A 20,869-nucleotide genomic window follows, 5' to 3' on the forward strand; every position below is an offset into this window, starting at 1 on the left:
AAAGAAATTTTACTATGGCATTGAACATCCATAAATTGAATGATTGGATCAGGAACCATAAAGGGTTCGCCCTCGCCCTTCCCATTGCCATCCTGCTCCTCCTATATTTTTTGTCCACCAGTTTCAATGGATTGAAGGGGACGTTCCAAGTAGAAGGAACGACCGATGGTTACAATGATTCCCTTCCGGATAGGTCCAACGGGTTGGAAATAAAAGATCCCAACACCTACTATAAGGAGTCCGTCACGGATTCATTGGAAAGGTCAAGAAAGAAAAATGGGCCTGCAACCCTAATGGACAGGGAAAAAGAGAACGATTCCCTTGAAAAGATCCTGAAAGACCTTGAAGATTTCTCATTGGTCGATGACAATTCCTCATCCAAACCTGAAACGGGACCATTGGAGAACACCATGCCGAACAGTACGGATGTTTCCGGCACAAACGGACCTTCGGAGACCGAAAAGCGCATCGAATACCGAAAAATGCTACAGCTTGCCCGGGAGGAACGCAGGTCGGGAAGCCAGGATTTCTCCGCCCCGAATGAAAGCGTTTCACAACATAGTGCCCTATTGGCCAATATAAGGGCGAAAGCCACGGTATATAGGGACCAATTCGTCGTTCCCGGAAGTAGGGTGACCCTGATCTTACGGGAAGAACTCAGGGTTGCCGATCGGATTTTCCCCAAGAACACCTTTGTCTATGCCACCGTGAACATCCAAGGGTCCAGATTGTTGATGGACATTTCGAACATAGGGAATTTTCCAATTGCACTGAAGGCATATGACCAGGAGGACGGCGGTCTCGGCATCTACAATGAAAGGGCGGGGAAACTGCTCACAGAATTCTACGCCGATGTGGAGGAGGGTGCCGTGGGGGACATCTCAAGGGAACTCTCCAACGGGATCGACCTTCCCATGACGGAAAATGCGATACGGGCATTCGGCAAGTTCTTCTCCAATAAAAAAAGGAAGGATCGCGACGAAATATTGTTGATCAACGGGTACAAGGTATTCCTAAAAACGTAAACGGCACTCCATGGGTAAAAAACTACTATTGTTTCTTTTCTTTTTATTGATGAACCATGGGCTTTCCGCACAGGCAATCCGTGACACCATCGAGGTTTCCAGAAAGTTCAAGACCATTTTGATCTTTCCTGGAGATATCGCCGAAAGTATCATTGGGAGCGATATCGGGTTTGCAGTGGACTTCCCAAAGGAGATCGGGAGCCGGTTCAACCCTCGCATCCTAAAAGTATACTATGATGATCTGGCCACAGAAAAGGAAAACTATACCAACCTGACGGTCATCACCAGATCCGGGAACCTCTTTGATTTTATCCTGAAACTGGATGCCCGCCCCAAAAAATTGACCTGGACCATTGGGCCCGAAATGGCGGTGACCAATATTGATGATAGGGCCATTTCCTATCAGGGACCAAAGTCCATTCAAGTTCCAGAACTAAATTCCAGTATAGGTTCTCCCCTAAAATCGGAGGAATCCCTTTCGTTGACCATGCAAGAGATCGAGAAAATACCGAAGGACTCGGTGTTGGAATTGGCCACCACGGACCTTTATGCCCACGACCCCATCGAGTACTATCGGTTGAGGAGTTATTACATGCAGTTCGACAAGGCGTGGATCCCGCGTTATTTTGCACGGAAAGGCGATGTCTTCCTGTGGCTCAAAGGGGTTTACTATAACAACGACGAGCTCTATATCCAGTTCAGGCTGGAAAATAAGGAGGGGGTCGACCTCGATATCAACTTTATCAAATTCTTCATCAAAAGTTCGTACAGGAACGCTTCCGAACAGAAAATCCCGATTGATAAAAATAACGGTCTTCTGTTCGAGTACAAGGTCCCCAAGATTGTAAAGGGGGGAACCGAGAACCACTTTGTCATCGTACTCAAGAAATTCTCCTTGGACAATAAAAAGGAACTTTTGGTGGAACTCGATGAAGAGGGAGGAAACCGTAACCTGTCCATGTCCATTGGCAGGGACATTATAAACAATCCTAAACGATTTTGATTATGGGAAGATCATTGGTGCTTTTTTCGTTCTTGTTTATGGCCATATCCCTTTCCGCACAGCGGAGCGGGAACTATGCCTCTTCCGTGGGTCTCAGCGGTGGATATGCAGAGGACGGTTTCGGAATCATGGCAACGTACAATTATCATCTGGACAGGAGTACCTATGCCCAGTTGAGCATATTTGCCGCCATTGCGGAGGACAAGGGGGATTATGATATCCCCTATAATATTTTCACGGTCCAGCCTGGCTGTTTCGTCAAGGTATGGGAACAACCCAATTTCAGGAGATATGCATTGAACATAGGTGGGGGCGGGGTCATTGGATATGAAGTGATCAACAACGGGAACAATATCCTGGAGACCGGGGCCGTGATAGATGGCAAGAGCAGGTTCATCTATGGAATATATGCAGGTGTCGAATGGGAGATGATCCTGGGGAACGACCTTTCCCTATTGATAAAGGCCAATGAATATTACCATATCAATTCGGATGTCGGCAATTTTTATCCCTATGTGGGGATCGGCCTGCGTTACTTTTTATTCTGAACATAACCCGACACTATGAAAAAAATTACTCCACTACACCTTGTTCCCATAATTCTGTTGAGCTTTTTGTTTGTTCTGGCATGCAGTAAGAATTTTGACGGCATCGTCCAGGATTCCTTTGATTTTACCCTTACGGAAGACCACAACAACGATGGCTTTGTCTTTGAGGCGGTCAAGACGGATTTTTCCCTAGAACCGGAAAAAATGGTCTCCACGACCTCCTATTATATGAAGTACCGTATCGAGAACGGCAAGGGATACTACCTGTCCATAGGGAATGACACCATATACCAGAACGATACCATCCCTATTGAAGATCTTGATGTGTCGTTCCGTTATATGCCCATCGATACCGGTGCACATAAGGTCAAGATCCTTGCCTGGGACTCCAACAAGATCGAAAAGGAACTCGATTTGATTTATAATACCACATATGCAAGTTTTAGCTTTTTATTGGGCAAAGGGACCGACCAATTTATCATCAACAGCAAAAATCCCGTAAGTGTGACCCTTTTAAGGGACAAGGACACCGAAGATCCCGCAAATAACGGAAACCAGGAATTTGAGGTTTCCTACCAATTGGAAAACGGGACCGGTAAGGTCTATTTTGGTGATACCGCTTATGATCCTGGGGATGTCTTTGCGCTCCCAAAAGGGGTCAGCGACCTCAAATACCTTCCTGAGACCTTGGGCGAGCACAAGTTGACCATGGTGGCGAAGGCCCCCGATGGCGCTACCATCACAAGGGAACTTGTCCTCGATGTGGGAAACCTGAACTTTACCTTTCGGGCCACGGGCGCTTCCACCCAAGTGGAACTCGACACCAACATCGCCATCAACATCGACCTCCAGACACAGGATGGGGAAAGTGACGTCACCTACGATATCGGACATTCCTTTTCCCCTGGCAGTGAGGGTGGCGGGACCGTTAGGGACCAAAACGGGGGCGTAATGGACGCCGGGGCCTTTAGGTCCATAGTCCCGGGCAATTACAATTTCACCTTTAAGGACAATGTGCTCGGCCAACGAAAGATCTACTTTGATGTTCGCGACAGCAATGGCCAGATGAAAAGGGACAGCGTGGAGATCGAGGTGGCCAATATTCCGTTCACTTTTAGTGGCAATGCGGAGAGCAACCAGGTATTTGTCAACCAAAGGACACAGCTCAATTTCAACATCAGATCCAGCGGAAATACCTCCAATATCGATTATTTCCTTTCCTACAACATAACCGAGGGCAATGGCAAGGTCATGGGGACGGGCGGGAACAATATCCAGAACAATACGGACTACCCTGTCGACCTTGGAAACTTTTCCCTTTTCTATACCCCGGAAAGCCTTGGGAGCCATCAGATCAGTTTTCTCGTGACCGACAATTTTGGGCAAGAGGTCGGCCCCGTCGAAATAGATCTGGATGCAAAACAGCTGGAACTTGATTTCAATGCCTCTGCCAACAACAGTGAGGTATTGGTGGGCCAACGAGGGGCCATATCCCTGAGCCTTATCGAAAAAGGGGATTATGACGGGGTTTCCTATGAGCTCAACTATTTTATCACAGGTGGGGATGGCCAACTCTATAACGGAAATTCACCCATTGTACCGAGCCAGTATTTCACCGTTACCCCGGGAAGTTTCGCCTATGATTTTATAGGGCAGCTGGCTGGGACCTATGAAATCTCCTTTTTGTTACGCGACAGTAATGGACAGCTTTTGGAAGAACAGGTCACTGTAGTGGTGGGCAACAATGATTTCAGTATTGCCATGACCCCTTCAAAGGCAACTGAGTTTTCTAACAATCCCGTTGGTGTCATCGTGAACATCGATGAAGTCCCGGATGGGGCGAACGACACCTATACCGCCTTTTATTCGTCGAGCCAGAACGGGTCCATGTTGGTCAATGGGGTTTCCTATGGGCCAGGGGAAAATTTCCCATTGGGCCCTGGGTCGAACAACATTACATACACGGGTTTGGAGCCTGGTCAGCACAATATTGTCCTGAGTGTCAAATCAGGGTCCGACGTTACCCGTACGTCCAATGCGACCATAACCTTTGACCAGGTCGATTTCACCTTTACGGGAGGCATACAGAGTTCCGATATCACCGTGGAGGAAACCACTTCCCTGAACTTTAATATTTCCGAGAGCGTGGGGTCATCCGACTATACCATGCGTTTCAGCATGAATGGAAATGCCATCATCAAGGACAGCAATGGCAATGTGTTGAGTCCCGGGAACATCTATGAAGTGCCAAAGGGCAACTTCAATTGGAGCTTTGAGGGCACTGACGATGGGACGGTAAGCATGACCTTTTATGCGAAGAACGATACAGGGCTTGAAAAATCGGTAAACATCGCCGTGGACGTTTCGGCCAAGGACTATAATTTCACAGCTTCCGGAACCGTCCAACAGGCATACACCGGGGAGGAAATCGATGTGAATTTCAACATTTCAGAAATCGGTATCGGGGGCGATTCCTATGAAATGTACTTTTCCGTCAGTGGCAACAATGGGTCTTTCCGGTACAATGGCAACACTTATTCAGCTGGGGAAAGTTTTGTTGTACCCGTGGGCACATTTTCTGGAAAATATACCGGGAACAGCGAGGGGAACCATAATCTGACGTTCACGGTCCGTTCCTCCTCCGATGTGGAAAAAACCGCCAACGTCAACGTGGATTATGAAGTATACCAGGAACCGTTCACGCTCAATATCAGCCAATCGGCCCAGGACAAATACATCAACGACCCATTCGATATCACTGCCATAACCAATGCCACCTCGGGTCATGACCAGAGTGTTGGTTACACATTGGTGTTCACCTTTACAGGGGCCAGTGCAGGAACCATACGCTATAAGGGCATTACCTATAATGAGGGAGAGATCGTCCCGTTGGATTATGGCAGTGCGCCCATGCAGTTCTTTCCCGAAACGGATGAAAGTTTTGTGATCAATTTCTTGGTGCAGAATTCCACAGGCCAGTCACAGACCGAGAGCGAATCCATCGAGATGTTGAAATTGCCCACTGTGGCGGCCAAGGGTGAAAAACACAACATCAACTGTGGTGGGCTGAACGGGTGTGATTATCAGGTCAGGATATATACCTGCTTTAGCATTAACTGTTCGGAGGCCTATAATGGAGCAAGCTTGGAACAGGTCGAGATCCGCATTTTCAACAGACAGGACAATCGTTGGGATACCAAATTGTTGAACTACAGCGAAGCCAAGGGAAGTGGTGTCGACAGGTATTTTGAGATGGAGACCGAACCGCGTGAAAGTAGATTGAAATACCTAGATCAGCCTTATGAAGTAAGGGTACGGGACAGTGATGGGCAATGGAGCGATTGGACTTTTGGCTCCGTGGTAAGGGTATAAAATTCATTAATGGGCTATGCCCCACTTATTCAATATCTGAATCAACACCGTTTGTAAGTATATGTGATAACGACATCCTGATCATCCAAAAAATCATCCTGTTCCAGTACAAGACGGTTCTTGGTAAACTCTATGATTCGCATATCATTTCTGTTCTCGAAGCGTAGAATTTCGTTATTGATCAACTCATATTTGTCCGATTCCACCGTACTATATGGGTCAACTTCACCACAGGAAAGACCATTTTCATTAATTCTAAACTCGTTTTTTTCTCCAATTGCCCCTTCTGTAAAAAAGATTAAGTTGTCTTTAAGACATTGACGAATTTCGTTTGTGTTATATAGGTCAATGTTTACGGTCCCGTCACCATTGATATCAACGGCAGTATCGGAATCAATAGCCTCATATTCCCATTGGCCAAAAAGTGCCTCCTTCCTGTCATTAATTGAAACGTCATCATCTTTGCTACAAGAAGATATTACCAATATCACTCCAACTGTAATTGTGTATTTTCTCATGAGGCCAGATTTGGGATATAAACAAAGATATAAAAATAAGCCCTTCTAACTTTATCTTTTAAGAGGCATTGACGAATTCATAAAATGATTTCAGTTTATGTTGACTGTTTTTGGGAACTTCTTTCAACATAACCTATCACAATATAAAGAATTGTTTATCCTATGTATCTTTTTATATTGAGGACAGATCTCTTGCAGAGTTTATAACCAGACAAGCTCCAGAATATTATGCTTAGAACATTTTCTCAGGGTGGATTATATTTTATGTCTTAATGCAAAAAATTAAAATCAAAAAATCATTATATTATATTACATTTAAAATCGAATTATGCGGTTCGCAAATAAGTAAACAATGAATCACAAGTTCTTTTCAATATCGGATAGAATCAAAAGGGTTGTTGGACTTCCATAATTGATGAGCCTGTCCACAAAGTCTTGCAAATGTTTTTGGTCCCGCAGAATTGCTCTAATATGGATATTATACGGGCCGGTAATCCTATACGCCTCCTCCACTTCAACAAAGTCATGGATTTCATCTAAAAATATCTTTAGTTTGCCATCGAAAATCTTTAAGAGGATAAAGACCTCCATCCCATATCCCAACAAGGCATAATTGACCTTGATATTGTACGATTCGATTATGCCTAAATCTTCTAGTTTTTGTATCCTTTCCCTCACAGATGAAGGCGAAAGCGAAATGATTCTACCGATTTCAGCAAACGAATATCTGGAATTCTGCCTCAAAAGACCTATTATTCGGCTATCTATTCCATCAACCATCATTTCAATATATTTTTTGCCAAAATAAAGCATATTCAATGAAAATAACCTGTATTCTCCGATTTTTCAATTTTAGATCCATTTTGCAACTCACTAGATTAGCCGATCAATTTTGGAAACATGGATTTATTTTCACTTATCGTTTTGTCCATAGGTATTTTTGCAGGGTTTTATGTGCAAACTGCTATGGGATTTGCTGGTTCTCTCATGGCACTTCCAATCCTATTATTGAAGTTTCAATTACCAGAAGCCATTGCCTACATTTCTCTATTCTATGTTTTTTCAAGTATCTTTCTGATTTACAGGGAATGGGTCTTCATTGATAAAAAAACAATCCTTGACCTTTCCATAACATCAATTGTAGGGGTTGTTTTAGGAGTTTTGGTCCTTTCCTATTCCAAGCCAGTCTTTTTAAAAAAAATGCTTGGTGCCTTCATACTCGCATACGTGTTGTATTCCCTTCTAGGTAAGCGAGAATCGAATCTGGGGAACACCAGTATTTTAGGTCTTGGTATTTTGGCAGGGTTTTTCTCTGGGATATTCTCCACTGGGGGACCATTGTATATCATCTGCGTGGAGAATAGGATCAAGGAAATCAATACCATAAGGGCCACGATGATTGGCATTTTGGGACTTGTTACCCTTACCAGAATACCAACCTTGGCCTTAAGTGGCATTTTAAATTTTGAGCAATGTAAATACGCCGCGATTATTTTTCCTATTTTCCTTTCCGCCCAGTTTTTGGGAAGAAAAACATTCAAAAAATCAGGGAAGGCCCATTATAAAAAGAGCATCCTGTTTTTGCTAATGCTTTCAGGACTTTCATTGTTATTCTAGGATAAACCACAAAATTCCTATGCTGTAAAAAATGATGAAAAAAAACCTTTAATACGTGGCTGTAGGATTGTCGAATATTTGAATTGGCTGCATCCTAATCGAGGTTTATCACGGATAGAACCTATTAAGGTTCGCGATCACTTTGATCTGAAACCGATTACTGTGAACAAAATTTGAAATTTCTCATACAGCTTTTCCTTGAGGATTTTATAAGCATTGGAAAGATGGCCTTCCACGGTTTTGATGGAAATGTTGAGATAATCCGAAATTTCCGCATTGGTCAATCCTTCCTTTTTGCTCATGACCAATACTTGTTTACATTTCTTGGGCAACAAGGCAATCTCCCTATCCATCAATTCAAGTTTTCTGGATAGGTTTTCTTGGTGATCCTGTTGTGAAAGGGTTTCCATGGTCTCCGAATAGGTCCTCTCGAAAAAATAGGTTTCCTTTCTGTACTTTTTTACATGGTCCAGGAATTTATTCTTCAATGAAAGGTAAAGCCATCCCCTAAGGACCGTTTTTGTATTCAATGTTTCCCTTTTTTTCCATAGTCCAAAAAAAACATCTTGGACCAAGTCCTTGGCCAACAATTCGTCCCTACATAAACTTTTGGCATAAAAAAAGAGTTCGTTGTAGTAAAGCTCCACAACCTTCTCGAATTCCTTTCGACTGCCCTTTTGGATTGAGATTAAATCAATATTTCCCCCGATATCATTGGAATCCATTGCACCTATCTTCTAAGTCCGATCAATATTATCAATATTTTTTGATTAAAACCAAGGGTTTGTCAATTTCAGATCGTTTCACAGATAACAATTTGGTAATCCGCATTTAACAATAATGAAAAATAAACATATCAAAAAAATTATTTTCAATTTCTTTGAAAACCCTTCGAACCCAGAGGAAATTGAGCAATTGGCCCAATGGGTCAAGGACAATCCTTCTTCCTTTAAGGATTCGGCCGAACTCCACTATTTGATCACACGGTCCCTAGGTCAGGAAAATGCCGAACAGTACAAGAAGGAATTACTTTCAAAATTTGACCTTTTAGTCCGGTCCAAAAGAAAAAGAAGACAGGCTTGGTTGCGATATGCTGCCATTTTTATCGGGCTCATCGGAATATCAACATTGCTTTTGCCACGAAACAATACCCCAAATACCGTTGGCCAACAGGAAGTTACCATTGTCCTGGACAACGGTACGACCAAGGAGCTATCGAACAAGGATGCCTCAATTGTCACGCGTTCAAACAATATCATTGCTGAACAGGATGGATCTAAGATTGTATACAAAAAAGTTAGCATTGAGAATGATGATTTGAGCGAACCCTTGGTATACAATACCCTCAACGTACCCTATGGGAAGAAATTCGAGATTGTGCTGTCCGATGGAACGCAGGTCTATCTCAATTCCGGTTCTTCCTTGACCTACCCCACGGCATTTTATGCTTCGGGACCAAGGGATGTGGAATTGACAGGGGAAGCATATTTTACCGTAGAATCCGATTCCTTGCGCCCTTTCAGGGTCAAAACAAGGGAATTGGACACTAAAGTTTTGGGCACACAATTCAACCTATCCAGTTATCTCGATGACGAAACCGTTCAAGTGGTCTTGGTGGAGGGCAGCCTCTCGGTCAAAAGGAGCAATGGTTCCGAAGCATCACATTTCCTTTTAAAACCGAACCAAATGGCATCCTTCTCCAATGATCATAAAGCACTTCAACTGACCGATGTGGATGTCAGCAGATACATTGCCTGGAAGGAAGGCATCCTGTATTTCAAAAACGAAGATTTCGTTCACATTACCAAAAAATTGGAGAGGCACTACAATGTGACCATCGAAATAAGGGGGGACCTTCTTAAAAGTGAACGGTACACGGGTCGCTTCAAAACGGAAACCATTGAAGAGGTGTTACAAGGATTCCAAAGGATCAAGGATTTTGACTATAAGATAACCAACGATAAAATAATACTAACTCAGAAAAACAACTAAGGCCTATGAACTAAACCTAAAAAAGAACCAGGAATTGCGGGAACAATCCCTGGTTTTCAAACAATTCAAAAACTGAATGACCAATTTTTAAACCATATCAAAAGTATGAAAAACACACTATGCAAAAGCTATTTTAGTGGTAAAATAGATTTGAAAATGAAAATTTCCGCCCTGTTTTTATTGGTTGCACTTTTCCAGCTCAATGCCAATAATTCCTATGCCCAAAAATACGTTTCGATGAAAATGGAAAACGCATCCATAGCATCGGTATTCGAAAAAATTCAGGAGAGTACGGATTATAATATCCTTTATAAAAACTCCACATTGGATTTGGACAAAAGGATATCGGTGGATGTGGAAAAGATAAAGATCGATGCCCTGATGGACCTAATCCTTGCTGAAAGCAATGTTTCCTATGAGATCAGGAGAAAATTGATTGTCCTAGTGGAGAAGGAAAATGAACCACAAATTACCGGTTCACGAGCTGTAAAGGCATTGCAACCGGATTTCATCAACATCACAGGAACGGTTACTGATGAGAACAATTCCCCATTACCAGGGGTCAGTATTGTCATCAAGGGCACCATTAAAGGGGTTTCCACCGATTTCGATGGAAACTATGCCATAGAAGCCTCCCAAGGAGACATATTGGTATTCTCCTATATTGGTTACCAAACCAAGGAAATAACCGTAGGGAACAATCCCGTCGTCAATGTGACCATGGCCCCCAGTGTCAGTAATTTGGACGAAGTTATTGTAACGGCCATTGGTACCAAGCAACTAAAGGATGAATCAGGTTCGACAAGTTCCTCCATCCAATCCGAGAACATTGCCAAATCCGGGGAAGCCGGGGTCATTAATGCATTGGCAGGTAAGGCATCAGGTGTACGGATCGGTAAATCCAATGGTGACCCAGGGGCTGGATCTTCCATTCAGATCCGCGGTGCGAACACCATTCAAGGTGCCAGCCAGCCATTGATTATTTTGGACGGGATTCCCATCAGTAATGATAATATCGGTGGCGTCACCTTGAGCCAACAATCGCGATTGGACGACATCAACCCAAAGGACATCGCTTCTGTCCAAATCCTAAAAGGGGCCTCCGCAGCGGCTCTTTGGGGATCTCGTGCAGCAAATGGGGTCATAGTGATCACGACCAAAAGCGGACAATTGGGTAAAAAACCCACCGTACAATATTCGTTTACACAGTCCTATGATTACATCAATGTCAGGCCTGCGATGCAAAGTTCCTATGGTCAAGGTAGAAATGGGGTGTACAACACCTCCTTTGCGGAATCTTGGGGCGACAAAATAGCCGATCGTTCCGGGGGAGCGGATGAAGTGGATACCACCGGTGAATTTTTTGTCTCCAATACCACGGGCCAAACTTATTACCCCGTAACCACGAAGAACTCTCGGGAAACCTATACCGACAGCAACTGGGACAAAGTCTTTCGGATCGGAACTTTTTCACAACATAATGTATCCGTCAACGGTGGTGGACAAAGGGGCTCGTACTTTTTCAGTTATGAAAACCTGGACCAGAAGGGTATCATTGAAAATTATGACTACAAAAGACAGAACGTAAGGTTGAACACCAAGTTCCAGATTACCGATTGGTTGACCTGGAACAATAGGGTCTCCTATACTAACACCAAATCGAATCGGATAGAACAAGCTGGTGAAACAACTAACGGTATACTTTTAGGACTTTTAAGGGCCGCCCCCGATTTTGACATTACCGATTATATCGGCACCTATACGGCTGCCAATGGCGATATCACCGCCAACCGTCAAAGGTCCTATAGACGTCAATTGGGCGAAGCCGAAAATCCTATTTATAACAATCCCCTGTGGACCTTGAACGAACAAAAGGCACCCAATGATGTCAACAGGTTCATCATCAATCCTGAACTGACCATTGACCCTGCCCATTGGTTAAAGGTCATTTTAAGGGGTGGTTTGGACTATTACACGGATTCCAGGAGTCAATTCTACCCGATCGGATCGGCAAGTGCAAATCGAAGCGGTGGCTATTGGAGCCAGACCGATATCACCAATAAGGAATTCAATTTGGATGGAATCGTTATTGCAACCCACGACTTCAGTACCGATTTTGGAGTATCCGCCACTTTGGGGGTAAACTTTAATGACCGAAAAAGGGCCATCAACGAAAATGCCATAAGTCCATTTGCCGTGGATTCCAGACTGCCCACAACGGATCTCAATCCGGACCAAGCGGCCACTTCCTGGGACAGGACCTTGCAGCATATCCGATCCAATCGTGGTTACGGGGTATTGGGCCTAAGCCTATATGACCAATTATTCGTCAATTTCTCGGGAGCATTGGAGGCCTCGTCCACCATAAAGGGGAGCTTTTTCTATCCTTCTGTAGATCTTGCCTGGCAGTTCAGTGACTTGGTCGGTTCCTCTGATTTCCTGAGTTTTGGAAAGCTCAGGGCGGCATGGGGAAAGGTGGGTATCCAACCGGCCCCCTATAAATTCGAAACCTTGGCCACTACCGGTTTTTCAACGTTTGGGGGAAGTTTCATGGTGGATTCAGAAAAGGGGAATCCCAATCTGAAACCTGAGATCAAAACCGAATGGGAAGTAGGTAGTGATCTACGCTTCCTTAAGGACAGAATCGGACTGGGTGTCACCTATTATAGAAATGAGACCAAGGACATCCTCTTTGCCGTGAAAGCCAATCCGAGTTCCGGTTTCAACTTTAACTATAAGAACGCTGCGGTCATCGAGAACAAAGGTTGGGAAATCGACCTTACCGGTAAATTGATCGAAACCGATGACCTCAAATTATCGATCAATACCAATTACAACAACAACAAGAACATGGTGGTAGATATTGCTGGTGCAGAAACTGTGGATATCGGGGGGACCTCCAAAGCGGTCAAGGGATACCCGATGAGTTCTTTTTTCTTGCCAGGAACCCTACGTAATGAGGACAATAGTATAGCATTGGATGCCAATGGATTTCCACAATTGGACACCGATAGCCGTGTTCTGGGTGACCCCAATCCTGATTGGAGGGGAGGCATCGGTATGGAACTCAACTATAAAAATCTTGACTTCAGCTTCCTTTTTGAACACTCCCAAGGTGGAGATTACATCAACAGGACAAGAATCGTTCTTTATGGCTTCGGTGTCCATGAGGACGTGTCCCAAGAAGTTACCCTATCCGAGGACCTTGTTAATGTCAATGGGGACATAATCCCTGCAGGTACCACGGTAAGGGGAAACATTGCAGACTTTGGTGCAGGCAATGTATTATTGGACGAATCGTGGTATCGCGGTATCGGTGGAGGCCTAGGTTTCAACAAGACCAATGATCTGTACATCGAGGATGCCACGTGGACCAAGCTCCGTAACGTGACCCTAGGGTATACTTTTTCGGGCATTAAGTTGAGCAAAAAACTGGCATTGGATTCGTTCCGGATATCGGTGACAGGGCGGGATTTGATCCTCTGGACCGGAATCAAGGATGTAGACCCAGAGACCAATAACTATGGCGTCAGCAATGCCTTCGGAATGAATTACTTCAATAATCCTGGAACACGCTCGGTTCTTTTCAACGTTCAAGCCAATTTCTAAAACTTAATAATCATGAAATCAACATATATACAAATTCTTTTGATTTTCACGGCTTTCGTTTTTTTTGGTTGTGAAAAAATGGTCGATGATCTCAATGAAAATCCCAACCAGTTAACCCTGAATGATATCGACCCAGGCCTTTTCCTAAACGGCGCGGAGCTTTCGAACATTGGAATCCAATTGGGCGCCTATAGCAGGATGGCGGGGTATTGGTCGGGACAACTGGTCGGCTTTGAACAAGTGGAACTGGAACGGTTCCAATACAATGTCGCTAACAATACCTTTGATTGGGATGGGTACCAAAGTGTATTGACCCCAGTGCGGGTGATACAGGAAAGAGCATCTGACAACCCCCTATTATTGGGTATCTCCAAGGTGGTAGAGGCCCATTTGGTGGGCACTTATGCTTCCTTGTTCGGAGATATCCCCTATTCACAAGCATTGAGCGATATAGAAAACCCTGAATTCGATGACCAACTCTATGTTTTTGAACAGTTACAGATACTGTTGGACAGTGCCATAGCAGATTTGGAGGGTGCTGCCGGTTTTGGGGTTTTGGAGGATTACATCTTCCAAGGTGACCGCGACAAATGGCTCGAATCCGCATGGACCCTGAAAGCTCGTTACTTTATGCATACCAAAGCGTATGGCGAAGCCTATAGTGCAGCCTTGAACGGGATTTCCTCTAGCAACAACAACATGATGTTCAATCCCCTTGATGTTACGGGGCAAAACGCCACCAAAAACAAATACTACATTGTTTTGGCCAGTGGTCCGAACACAGGGACCGGGGATAGTTATTTGATGCAGCTCTTGGACGATACCAGTGGAATTTCCCGGAACAATGCCAAGACCGATGAAACGGCAAGGCGTATGTATTATGTTATCGACCAATCGGATGCGGACGGAAATCTGGGTGTGGCACAGGAACTGGAGCCGCAACCCATGATAACATTTCAGGAAAATATGCTCATATTGGCAGAAGCCGGTGCCCGTACCCAAGGTTTCGAAATTGGTTTGGGACATTTGAACGAGTTGCGTGCCTTTTTGAACACCGGTAGTTTTCTAAATTCGAATTTTTCAGCAGAACCCTATTTATATGACGCTTATGTAGCCGGGGACTTCGATTCCGGTGGCATGGAGAATATGGACGGAACAGACCCGGAAACCGCCTTGCTCAGGGAAATCATCGAAGAACGTTATGTTTCAGGGTTTACGACCTTCATGCCATTTGATGATGCACGCAGGTTAAAGAAGAATGATTCAGATGTAGCTGTACCATTTCCCTTGAATGTTCCAACGAGCACCCAAAATGTTGAACGAATGTTGTATCCCCAGGATGAGGTCTTGTCAAATCCTGCGGCCCCGGCAGATCCTGGTTTATATGAACCTACCAAAGTCAATCAATAATTGAAAAATTAAGTCACCGAAAAATGCATAGGGATCTATTTTTTCAAGGAAAGATTGGGAAAAACATGCTCATTTGCCTTCTAGTTGCCACTGCACTTCTTCAAGTGCAGTGCGCTGGTGGCAAAAGCACATCGGACGGTTCGGACAAAAAGGCTTTGTCCGAAGGACGGAAAATATTCGAGGACAGCTGGCTGGAAACCGTCAAGGGCAACATCCCTTTGGTTATCAGTGCCCCACATGGGGGCACCATATCTCCTGAGGAGATCAAGGACAGGGATTGTGGCGCGAAGGTAATGGACAACAATACGGTCGAGCTCGCACTGGAAATAGAGAATGCGTTCAAGGTCCATGGCAAAAAACCATACCTGGTCATTGCCCGATTGGCAAGGAGTAAGATCGATTTTAACCGGGACCTGGAGGAGGCCACCTGTGGAAACCCACAAATGGAGTATACCTGGAGACAATATCACAAGCATATCGAGGAGGCCTTGGATGCGGCCATCAAAAAATACGGATATGTGATGTACATCGACCTTCACGGCCAAAGCCATAAAGTAAAACGTTTGGAGTTGGGGTACCTACTTAGGACACCTGCCCTCACGGAACTAAGGGAAGGGGAAAGTTCCGAGTCTGAAATTGGCGGAAACACTTCGGTACGGAACCTATTAAAGGGTAACCCACAATTGGGACTCAACCAACTCTTGACCGGGGAAAACGCTTTCGGAACCCTTATGGAACGAGCCGGTTTCCCTGCGGTTCCAAGCCAAGGCGACCCCTATCCCAAGGAGGGCGAGCCCTACTTCAACGGAGGGTATAACACCAGGAGGTACACTGCTTACGACCACCCCAAAGTTTTCGGGATGCAGATAGAGGCCAATTTCCAAGGGGTCCGTGACAGTGAGGAGAACCGGAAAAACTTTTCCAAAGCCTTTGCGGAATCCATCACTACTTATTTGGACTTTGTGGAATCCTATATGGACTGAAACAAAATTCAGTGCCCGGGATTTTTCCCTAGAGGCAATAACTGACCGATAAGCCGGGAAGAATCCAGTACAATAGGGTTTACAGAATATCGCATTCTGTGAAAATTAATTAATAAAGCTGCCCTTATCTATCAATTCAAAACAAGTAAAAATAGAAACTTAGGCCTTATCGTATGGGGTCTTCAACACATTGCCATAAATATTTGAATTAGTAGTTTGTTGAGTTGGATTGGATAAAGGGTAGCTTTTCATAATAATAATCTTGAAAAAAGAAACATCATTGGAATCGTACTTCAATTCCTTTCGAAGAAATATTATCGGTATCGACGAAAATATCGAAACCCCTTTTGGGACCAAAAAGATCGTTTATGCGGATTGGATCGCGAGCGGTAGGTTATATGGCCCCATAGAGGATATCATGAAAAAAAAAATCGGTCCCTTTGTCGGGAACACCCATTCCGAGACCACTTTTACCGGGAAATTGATGACCAATCTTTACGAGGAGGCTAAACACCGGATCAAGGAACATGTCAATGCCTCCGAGGAAGATGTCATTATTACCACTGACACCGGTATGACCGGGGTGCTCTGCAAGTTTCAGCGTATTTTGGGGCTAAAGCTCCCAGAAAAGTTCAAGAATTCCCTCTCGATTCCAGAGACCGAAAGACCTGTCGTTTTTTTGACCCATATGGAACACCATTCCAATCAGACGACCTGGTTGGAGACCATGGCCGATGTCGTATTGTTACAGCCTACAGAAGACCTGTTCGTCGATACACTCCAATTGCGCAGGGAACTTCGTAAATATGGGGACCGAAAACTCAAGATCGGTTCCTTTACGGCCTGTTCCAATGTCACGGGGTTGGGAACCCCCTATTATGAGTTGGCTGAAATCATGCATGAACACGACGGGTACTGTTTTGTGGATTTTGCCGCATCAGCACCCTACGTCCAGATTAATATGCACCCGGAGAACAAGGCAAGGAAATTGGATGCCATTTTTTTCTCCCCACATAAGTTTTTAGGGGGGCCTGGCAGTTCAGGCGTTTTGGTTTTCGACAAGGCGCTTTACAAGAACCGGATTCCAGACAATCCAGGTGGTGGAACGGTAAAATGGACGAATCCTTGGGGGGGGCACAGTTTTTTTGAAAGCATTGAGGCCCGGGAGGATGGTGGTACGCCTGGATTCCTACAGACCATAAGGACAGCCCTGTCGATCGCTCTGAAGGAAAAAATGGGCATTGAGCAGATCCGGCAACGGGAAAATGAACTTACAAGGAAATGTTTCGAGGAGTTGCCCAAGATCAAGGGGTTGCATGTATTCGCACCGGAAGTCAGGTACCGACTAGGGGTCTTTTCCTTTTATGTGGAACATCTCCATTATAATCTGGTGGTCCGATTATTGAACGACCACTATGGAATCCAGGTCCGGGGCGGTTGTTCATGTGCCGGCACCTATGGCCACATACTGTTGGAGGTCACCCAGGAACGTTCACGGCACATTACCGACCAGATCGAGCACGGAAACCTTAAGGACAAACCTGGGTGGATCCGTCTCTCACTCCATCCCACTATGACGGATGGGGAACTGGACCTTATACTGGATGCACTTCGCGAAATAGCGGAGCATGGGGCTGAAATGGCCAAAGCATATGATTACGATCCCGTGAGCAATACCTTTCACCACAAGTCTGAATCCAACCAAAGACCGGAATTGGGCCAATGGTTCGAAATCTAAAACCAAATAAATGATAAAATCACCAACAATGAAGATGAAAAAAACCTTTGGATACCTCTTTTTTTTAGGTATCATGTTATCTATGGGGAGTTCACTCGCACAGGAGACCTTTCCCAAAAACGATGTCCTGGACGCGCGCCCGGACAGGGTGGTCCTTACCCATGCGACCATCATCACGGCCCCGACGCAAGTTTTGGAGAATGCGATGTTGGTCATCCAAGACGGTAAGGTCGTTTCGGTACAGACCGGGAACCAGGTACCCAAAGGCTATCTGGAAATCGATCTCAGCGGACGTTATATCTATCCCTCTTTTATAGACATGTTCGGGGAATATGGGCAACCCGAGGTAAAACGTCCCCCATTCAGGAACCCTGTTCTCAGTAGGGAACAGATACAGTCCAATACCAAGGGACCCTACAATGCCAACGAGGCCATAAAATCGCAATACAACAGTTCCGAAAACTTTACCGTGGACAAAAAGCTTGCCTCCAAATGGAGGGCCCAAGGATTTGGTGCCGTGGCGACCATCAGAAGGGATGGAATTGCGCGGGGAACCGCTGCCCTGGTGGCCCTGGGCGAGGATACGGAAAACAATTTGGTCATCAATTCCAAGGTGGCCGACCATTACTCTTTTGACAAGGGCACCTCGACCCAGGACTATCCCATTTCCCCTATGGGGACCATTGCCCTTTTGCGTCAGACCTTTTACGATGCCAAGTGGTATGGCGCACAAACCGACAGCCCTTTTTCGGACCTGTCGTTGGATGCCATGCTGGCCAATGGGAACCTGCCCAAAATCATGGAGGCCGATGGTTGGTTGACCGCCTTAAGAGCCGATAAAATAGCGGATGAATTCGGGTTCGAGTTCATTATAAAGGGAGGTGGAGACGAATATCAACGGATTATGGAAGTGAAGGACATGAAAGCTCCCATGATCATACCGATCGACTTTCCCAAGGCCTATGATGTGAGTGACCCCTACAGCACCAAGAAAATCACCTTGGCCGATCTTAAGCATTGGGAACTTGCCCCTACAAACCCGGCATCGTTGGAACATAATAGCATTCCCTTTGCCATCACCTCCTTCCCACCAGAAAATCTTCCTGAATTCTTGAAAAATCTGAGAAAATCAGTGGCGTATGGCCTGAGCAAAACGGCTGCACTCTCCTCTTTGACCACAGTTCCTGCAAAATGGCTGGGCGTTGACCAGGATCTGGGTACCTTGGAAGCCGGTAAAATGGCCAACTTCATTGTTACGGACGGGGATCTTTTTGAACCGGGCACTCAAATTATGGACAACTGGATCGAAGGGAAGCCCTATATGGTCAGCGCCCCCATTTCCGAATCCATCCTTGGGGAATACGATTTATCCGTAGGTGGCTTAAAGGCCGTATTGTCCATTATCGGAAAAGGCCCTAAGTACCAAGCCGAATTGACATTGACCGATGGATCAAAGGAAAAGGTGGAATTTAAAATGGACGGGGATCTTCCTGTCCTTAAATTCACGGTCAAGGGAAGCCAATACAATCTGAAAGGTTGGACCAAACAAGAAAAGGGAATGACCGTGCTTAACGGTACTGGCACCCTGAACTTTGGGGAGGACCAACCTTGGACCGCCCGGATGAAAGAAAAAGGAAGGGGCACCTTGGGAGCTCAAAAGATACAGGATAAGGGTCCTGTCGACTTGGGTGAGGTATTCTATCCATTCTTGGCCTTTGGCAGTCCGGAAAAGATTGCATCCCGATCCATTTTAATCACCGATGTCACCGTTTGGACGAACGAAGATGAAGGAATCCTCATGGACACGGACGTGCTTCTTGAAAATGGCAAGATTGCCAAGATCGGGACCGATCTCAGTGCCAAGGATGCCTTGGTATTGGACGGTACGGGCAAGCACCTGACCCCTGGAATCATTGATGAGCATTCCCATATTGCCTTGGGCGGTATCAATGAAATGGCACCAAATTCGGGAATGGTCCGGATGCAGGACGTGATCGACCCCGATGACCCGGGCATTTATAGGGCTTTGGCCGGGGGCGTCGTTGCGGCGCAGCTCCTACATGGATCTTCGGATCCCATTGGGGGCCAGTCCGCCCTAGTAAAATTCAAATGGGGGGAGGATGCCAAGGGATTGTTGATCCAGGGCGCTGACCCCTTCATAAAATTTGCCCTTGGAGAGAACGTGAAACGTTCAAAAAACAACGTATCCATACGATTTCCAAGGTCCTTGATGGGCGTGGAACAATTTTATACCAATGCCTTCACTGAGGCCTTGGATTACAAAAAGGAATGGGATGCCTATAGAAGCTTGGGCACAAAGGAAAAAAGGACCGCAGTGGAACCCCGTAAAAACATTCTTCATGAGACCATGTTGGAAATCTTGGAGAAAAAACGGTTCATTACGGCCCACTCCTACCAGGATAAGGAAATGTTGATGTTGATGGAGGTCGCGGAGCGGTTTGGTTTTGCCCTGAACACGTTCACCCATGCCTTGGAGGGCTATCGGATCGCGGACCGAATGAAGGAACACGGGGTCGGGGGCAGCACATTTTCCGATCGTTGGAACTATAAATGGGAGGCTAGGAACGGGACCCCGTACAATGCCCCCATCATGGACCGTGAAGGTGTGGTCACTGCATTGAACTCCGATAGCGGTGAAACAATGCGACACTTGAACCATGAGGCAGCAAAGATGGTCAGATATGGGGGGCTCACACCAGAGGAAGCCCTTAAAATGGTCACCTTGAACCCGGCAAGGCTCTTGCACCTGGACGATACCATGGGAAGTATCAAAGTCGGTAAATCCGCGGATGTTGTCCTTTGGACAGGAGATCCACTGTCGCTTTATTCCAAACCTGAAAAGACCATCATTGAAGGGGCCATTTATTTTGATCTGGCCAAGGATGCGCAGTTGCGCAGGGAGAATTCAAAAGAGCGTGCCAGACTCCTCAAAAAAATGGAAGGGTTGGAAGGCACCGAGAACGTATCAACCAGAATATCCTTGGAACGGTTGGAATTCCATTGTGAGTCCTTGGAGATGCAGTACTAAATAAT

14 protein-coding genes are annotated in these 20,869 nt (G+C 45.4%); 11 read left to right on the forward strand and 3 right to left on the reverse strand.

From position 1 onward, the window contains the following. Positions 1 to 14 precede the first annotated feature (14 nt). Genes traM through FOT42_RS16950 form a run of 4 tightly spaced genes read left to right on the forward strand, consistent with a single transcriptional unit; the run spans position 15 to position 5,948 of the window. Positions 15 to 1,025, forward strand: coding sequence for a conjugative transposon protein TraM (traM, locus tag FOT42_RS16935; RefSeq protein WP_151891707.1), 1,011 nt, complete (start codon positions 15 to 17; stop codon positions 1,023 to 1,025). Between the two features lie 10 nt (positions 1,026 to 1,035). After that, complete coding sequence (locus tag FOT42_RS16940) at positions 1,036 to 2,028, forward strand: DUF4138 domain-containing protein (protein ID WP_151891708.1); 993 nt, start codon at positions 1,036 to 1,038, stop codon at positions 2,026 to 2,028. A 2-nt stretch (positions 2,029 to 2,030) separates the two neighbouring features. Further along, the gene (locus FOT42_RS16945) at positions 2,031 to 2,576 is read left to right on the forward strand and encodes a conjugal transfer protein TraO (RefSeq protein WP_151891709.1); all 546 of its coding nucleotides are present in this window, start codon (positions 2,031 to 2,033) and stop codon (positions 2,574 to 2,576) included. 15 nt (positions 2,577 to 2,591) lie between these two features. After that, positions 2,592 to 5,948, forward strand: a complete 3,357-nt coding sequence (locus tag FOT42_RS16950) for a TraQ conjugal transfer family protein (protein ID WP_151891710.1) — start codon at positions 2,592 to 2,594, stop codon at positions 5,946 to 5,948. 41 nt (positions 5,949 to 5,989) lie between these two features. On the opposite strand, the gene FOT42_RS16955 is transcribed toward FOT42_RS16950, so the two are convergent. Both FOT42_RS16955 and FOT42_RS16960 read right to left on the reverse strand, forming a co-directional pair. After that, the gene (locus FOT42_RS16955) at positions 5,990 to 6,466 is read right to left on the reverse strand and encodes a hypothetical protein (protein ID WP_151891711.1); all 477 of its coding nucleotides are present in this window, start codon (positions 6,464 to 6,466) and stop codon (positions 5,990 to 5,992) included. A gap of 357 nt (positions 6,467 to 6,823) precedes the next feature. Beyond that, entirely contained in the window at positions 6,824 to 7,249 is a 426-nt protein-coding gene (locus tag FOT42_RS16960; protein ID WP_313788436.1) for an Lrp/AsnC family transcriptional regulator, read from the reverse strand. A 117-nt stretch (positions 7,250 to 7,366) separates the two neighbouring features. Here FOT42_RS16960 and FOT42_RS16965 point away from each other — a divergent pair, with 117 nt between their 5' ends. Then, the gene (locus FOT42_RS16965) at positions 7,367 to 8,083 is read left to right on the forward strand and encodes a sulfite exporter TauE/SafE family protein (RefSeq protein WP_151891712.1); all 717 of its coding nucleotides are present in this window, start codon (positions 7,367 to 7,369) and stop codon (positions 8,081 to 8,083) included. Positions 8,084 to 8,220: 137 nt separating this feature from the next. Here the strand turns inward: FOT42_RS16965 and FOT42_RS16970 are convergent, their stop codons facing one another. Continuing rightward, positions 8,221 to 8,808: an RNA polymerase sigma factor gene (locus tag FOT42_RS16970; protein ID WP_151891713.1), complete on the reverse strand. Its 588-nt coding sequence runs from the start codon at positions 8,806 to 8,808 to the stop codon at positions 8,221 to 8,223. A gap of 115 nt (positions 8,809 to 8,923) precedes the next feature. Between FOT42_RS16970 and FOT42_RS16975 the strand changes: the two genes are divergently transcribed. The 6 genes from FOT42_RS16975 to FOT42_RS17000 all read left to right on the forward strand — a co-directional run bounded on the left by FOT42_RS16975 (position 8,924) and on the right by FOT42_RS17000 (position 20,864). Beyond that, complete coding sequence (locus FOT42_RS16975) at positions 8,924 to 10,075, forward strand: FecR family protein (protein WP_151891714.1); 1,152 nt, start codon at positions 8,924 to 8,926, stop codon at positions 10,073 to 10,075. A gap of 105 nt (positions 10,076 to 10,180) precedes the next feature. Next, positions 10,181 to 13,684 (forward strand): SusC/RagA family TonB-linked outer membrane protein, encoded by a 3,504-nt coding sequence (locus FOT42_RS16980; RefSeq protein WP_151891715.1) that lies wholly within the window; start codon positions 10,181 to 10,183, stop codon positions 13,682 to 13,684. 12 nt (positions 13,685 to 13,696) lie between these two features. After that, positions 13,697 to 15,094: a SusD/RagB family nutrient-binding outer membrane lipoprotein gene (locus tag FOT42_RS16985; protein ID WP_151891716.1), complete on the forward strand. Its 1,398-nt coding sequence runs from the start codon at positions 13,697 to 13,699 to the stop codon at positions 15,092 to 15,094. A gap of 65 nt (positions 15,095 to 15,159) precedes the next feature. Beyond that, a complete protein-coding gene (locus tag FOT42_RS16990; RefSeq protein WP_151891717.1) occupies positions 15,160 to 16,077 on the forward strand; it encodes an N-formylglutamate amidohydrolase in 918 nt (305 codons plus the stop codon). 262 nt (positions 16,078 to 16,339) lie between these two features. Next, on the forward strand, positions 16,340 to 17,815 hold the full coding sequence (locus FOT42_RS16995; RefSeq protein ID WP_226789935.1) for an aminotransferase class V-fold PLP-dependent enzyme: 1,476 nt from the start codon (positions 16,340 to 16,342) through the stop codon (positions 17,813 to 17,815). Between the two features lie 28 nt (positions 17,816 to 17,843). Continuing rightward, positions 17,844 to 20,864: an amidohydrolase family protein gene (locus FOT42_RS17000; RefSeq protein WP_192938434.1), complete on the forward strand. Its 3,021-nt coding sequence runs from the start codon at positions 17,844 to 17,846 to the stop codon at positions 20,862 to 20,864. Positions 20,865 to 20,869: the final 5 nt, after the last annotated feature.

The organism is Flagellimonas hadalis, assembly GCF_007785775.2.
Classification (GTDB): domain Bacteria; phylum Bacteroidota; class Bacteroidia; order Flavobacteriales; family Flavobacteriaceae; genus Flagellimonas; species Flagellimonas hadalis.

Bases quoted from the DNA above. Each gene is read 5' to 3' on its own strand.
- FOT42_RS16960 (WP_313788436.1), bottom strand. From the start codon at position 7,249: ATGATGGTTGATGGAATAGATAGCCGAATAATAGGTCTTTTGAGGCAG.
- FOT42_RS16990 (WP_151891717.1), top strand. From the start codon at position 15,160: ATGCTCATTTGCCTTCTAGTTGCCACTGCACTTCTTCAAGTGCAGTGC.
- FOT42_RS17000 (WP_192938434.1), top strand. From the start codon at position 17,844: ATGAAGATGAAAAAAACCTTTGGATACCTCTTTTTTTTAGGTATCATG.
- FOT42_RS16940 (WP_151891708.1), top strand. From the start codon at position 1,036: ATGGGTAAAAAACTACTATTGTTTCTTTTCTTTTTATTGATGAACCAT.
- FOT42_RS16955 (WP_151891711.1), bottom strand. From the start codon at position 6,466: ATGAGAAAATACACAATTACAGTTGGAGTGATATTGGTAATATCTTCT.
- FOT42_RS16970 (WP_151891713.1), bottom strand. From the start codon at position 8,808: ATGGATTCCAATGATATCGGGGGAAATATTGATTTAATCTCAATCCAA.
- FOT42_RS16965 (WP_151891712.1), top strand. From the start codon at position 7,367: ATGGATTTATTTTCACTTATCGTTTTGTCCATAGGTATTTTTGCAGGG.
- FOT42_RS16985 (WP_151891716.1), top strand. From the start codon at position 13,697: ATGAAATCAACATATATACAAATTCTTTTGATTTTCACGGCTTTCGTT.
- FOT42_RS16945 (WP_151891709.1), top strand. From the start codon at position 2,031: ATGGGAAGATCATTGGTGCTTTTTTCGTTCTTGTTTATGGCCATATCC.
- FOT42_RS16980 (WP_151891715.1), top strand. From the start codon at position 10,181: ATGAAAAACACACTATGCAAAAGCTATTTTAGTGGTAAAATAGATTTG.
- FOT42_RS16975 (WP_151891714.1), top strand. From the start codon at position 8,924: ATGAAAAATAAACATATCAAAAAAATTATTTTCAATTTCTTTGAAAAC.
- traM (WP_151891707.1), top strand. From the start codon at position 15: ATGGCATTGAACATCCATAAATTGAATGATTGGATCAGGAACCATAAA.
- FOT42_RS16950 (WP_151891710.1), top strand. From the start codon at position 2,592: ATGAAAAAAATTACTCCACTACACCTTGTTCCCATAATTCTGTTGAGC.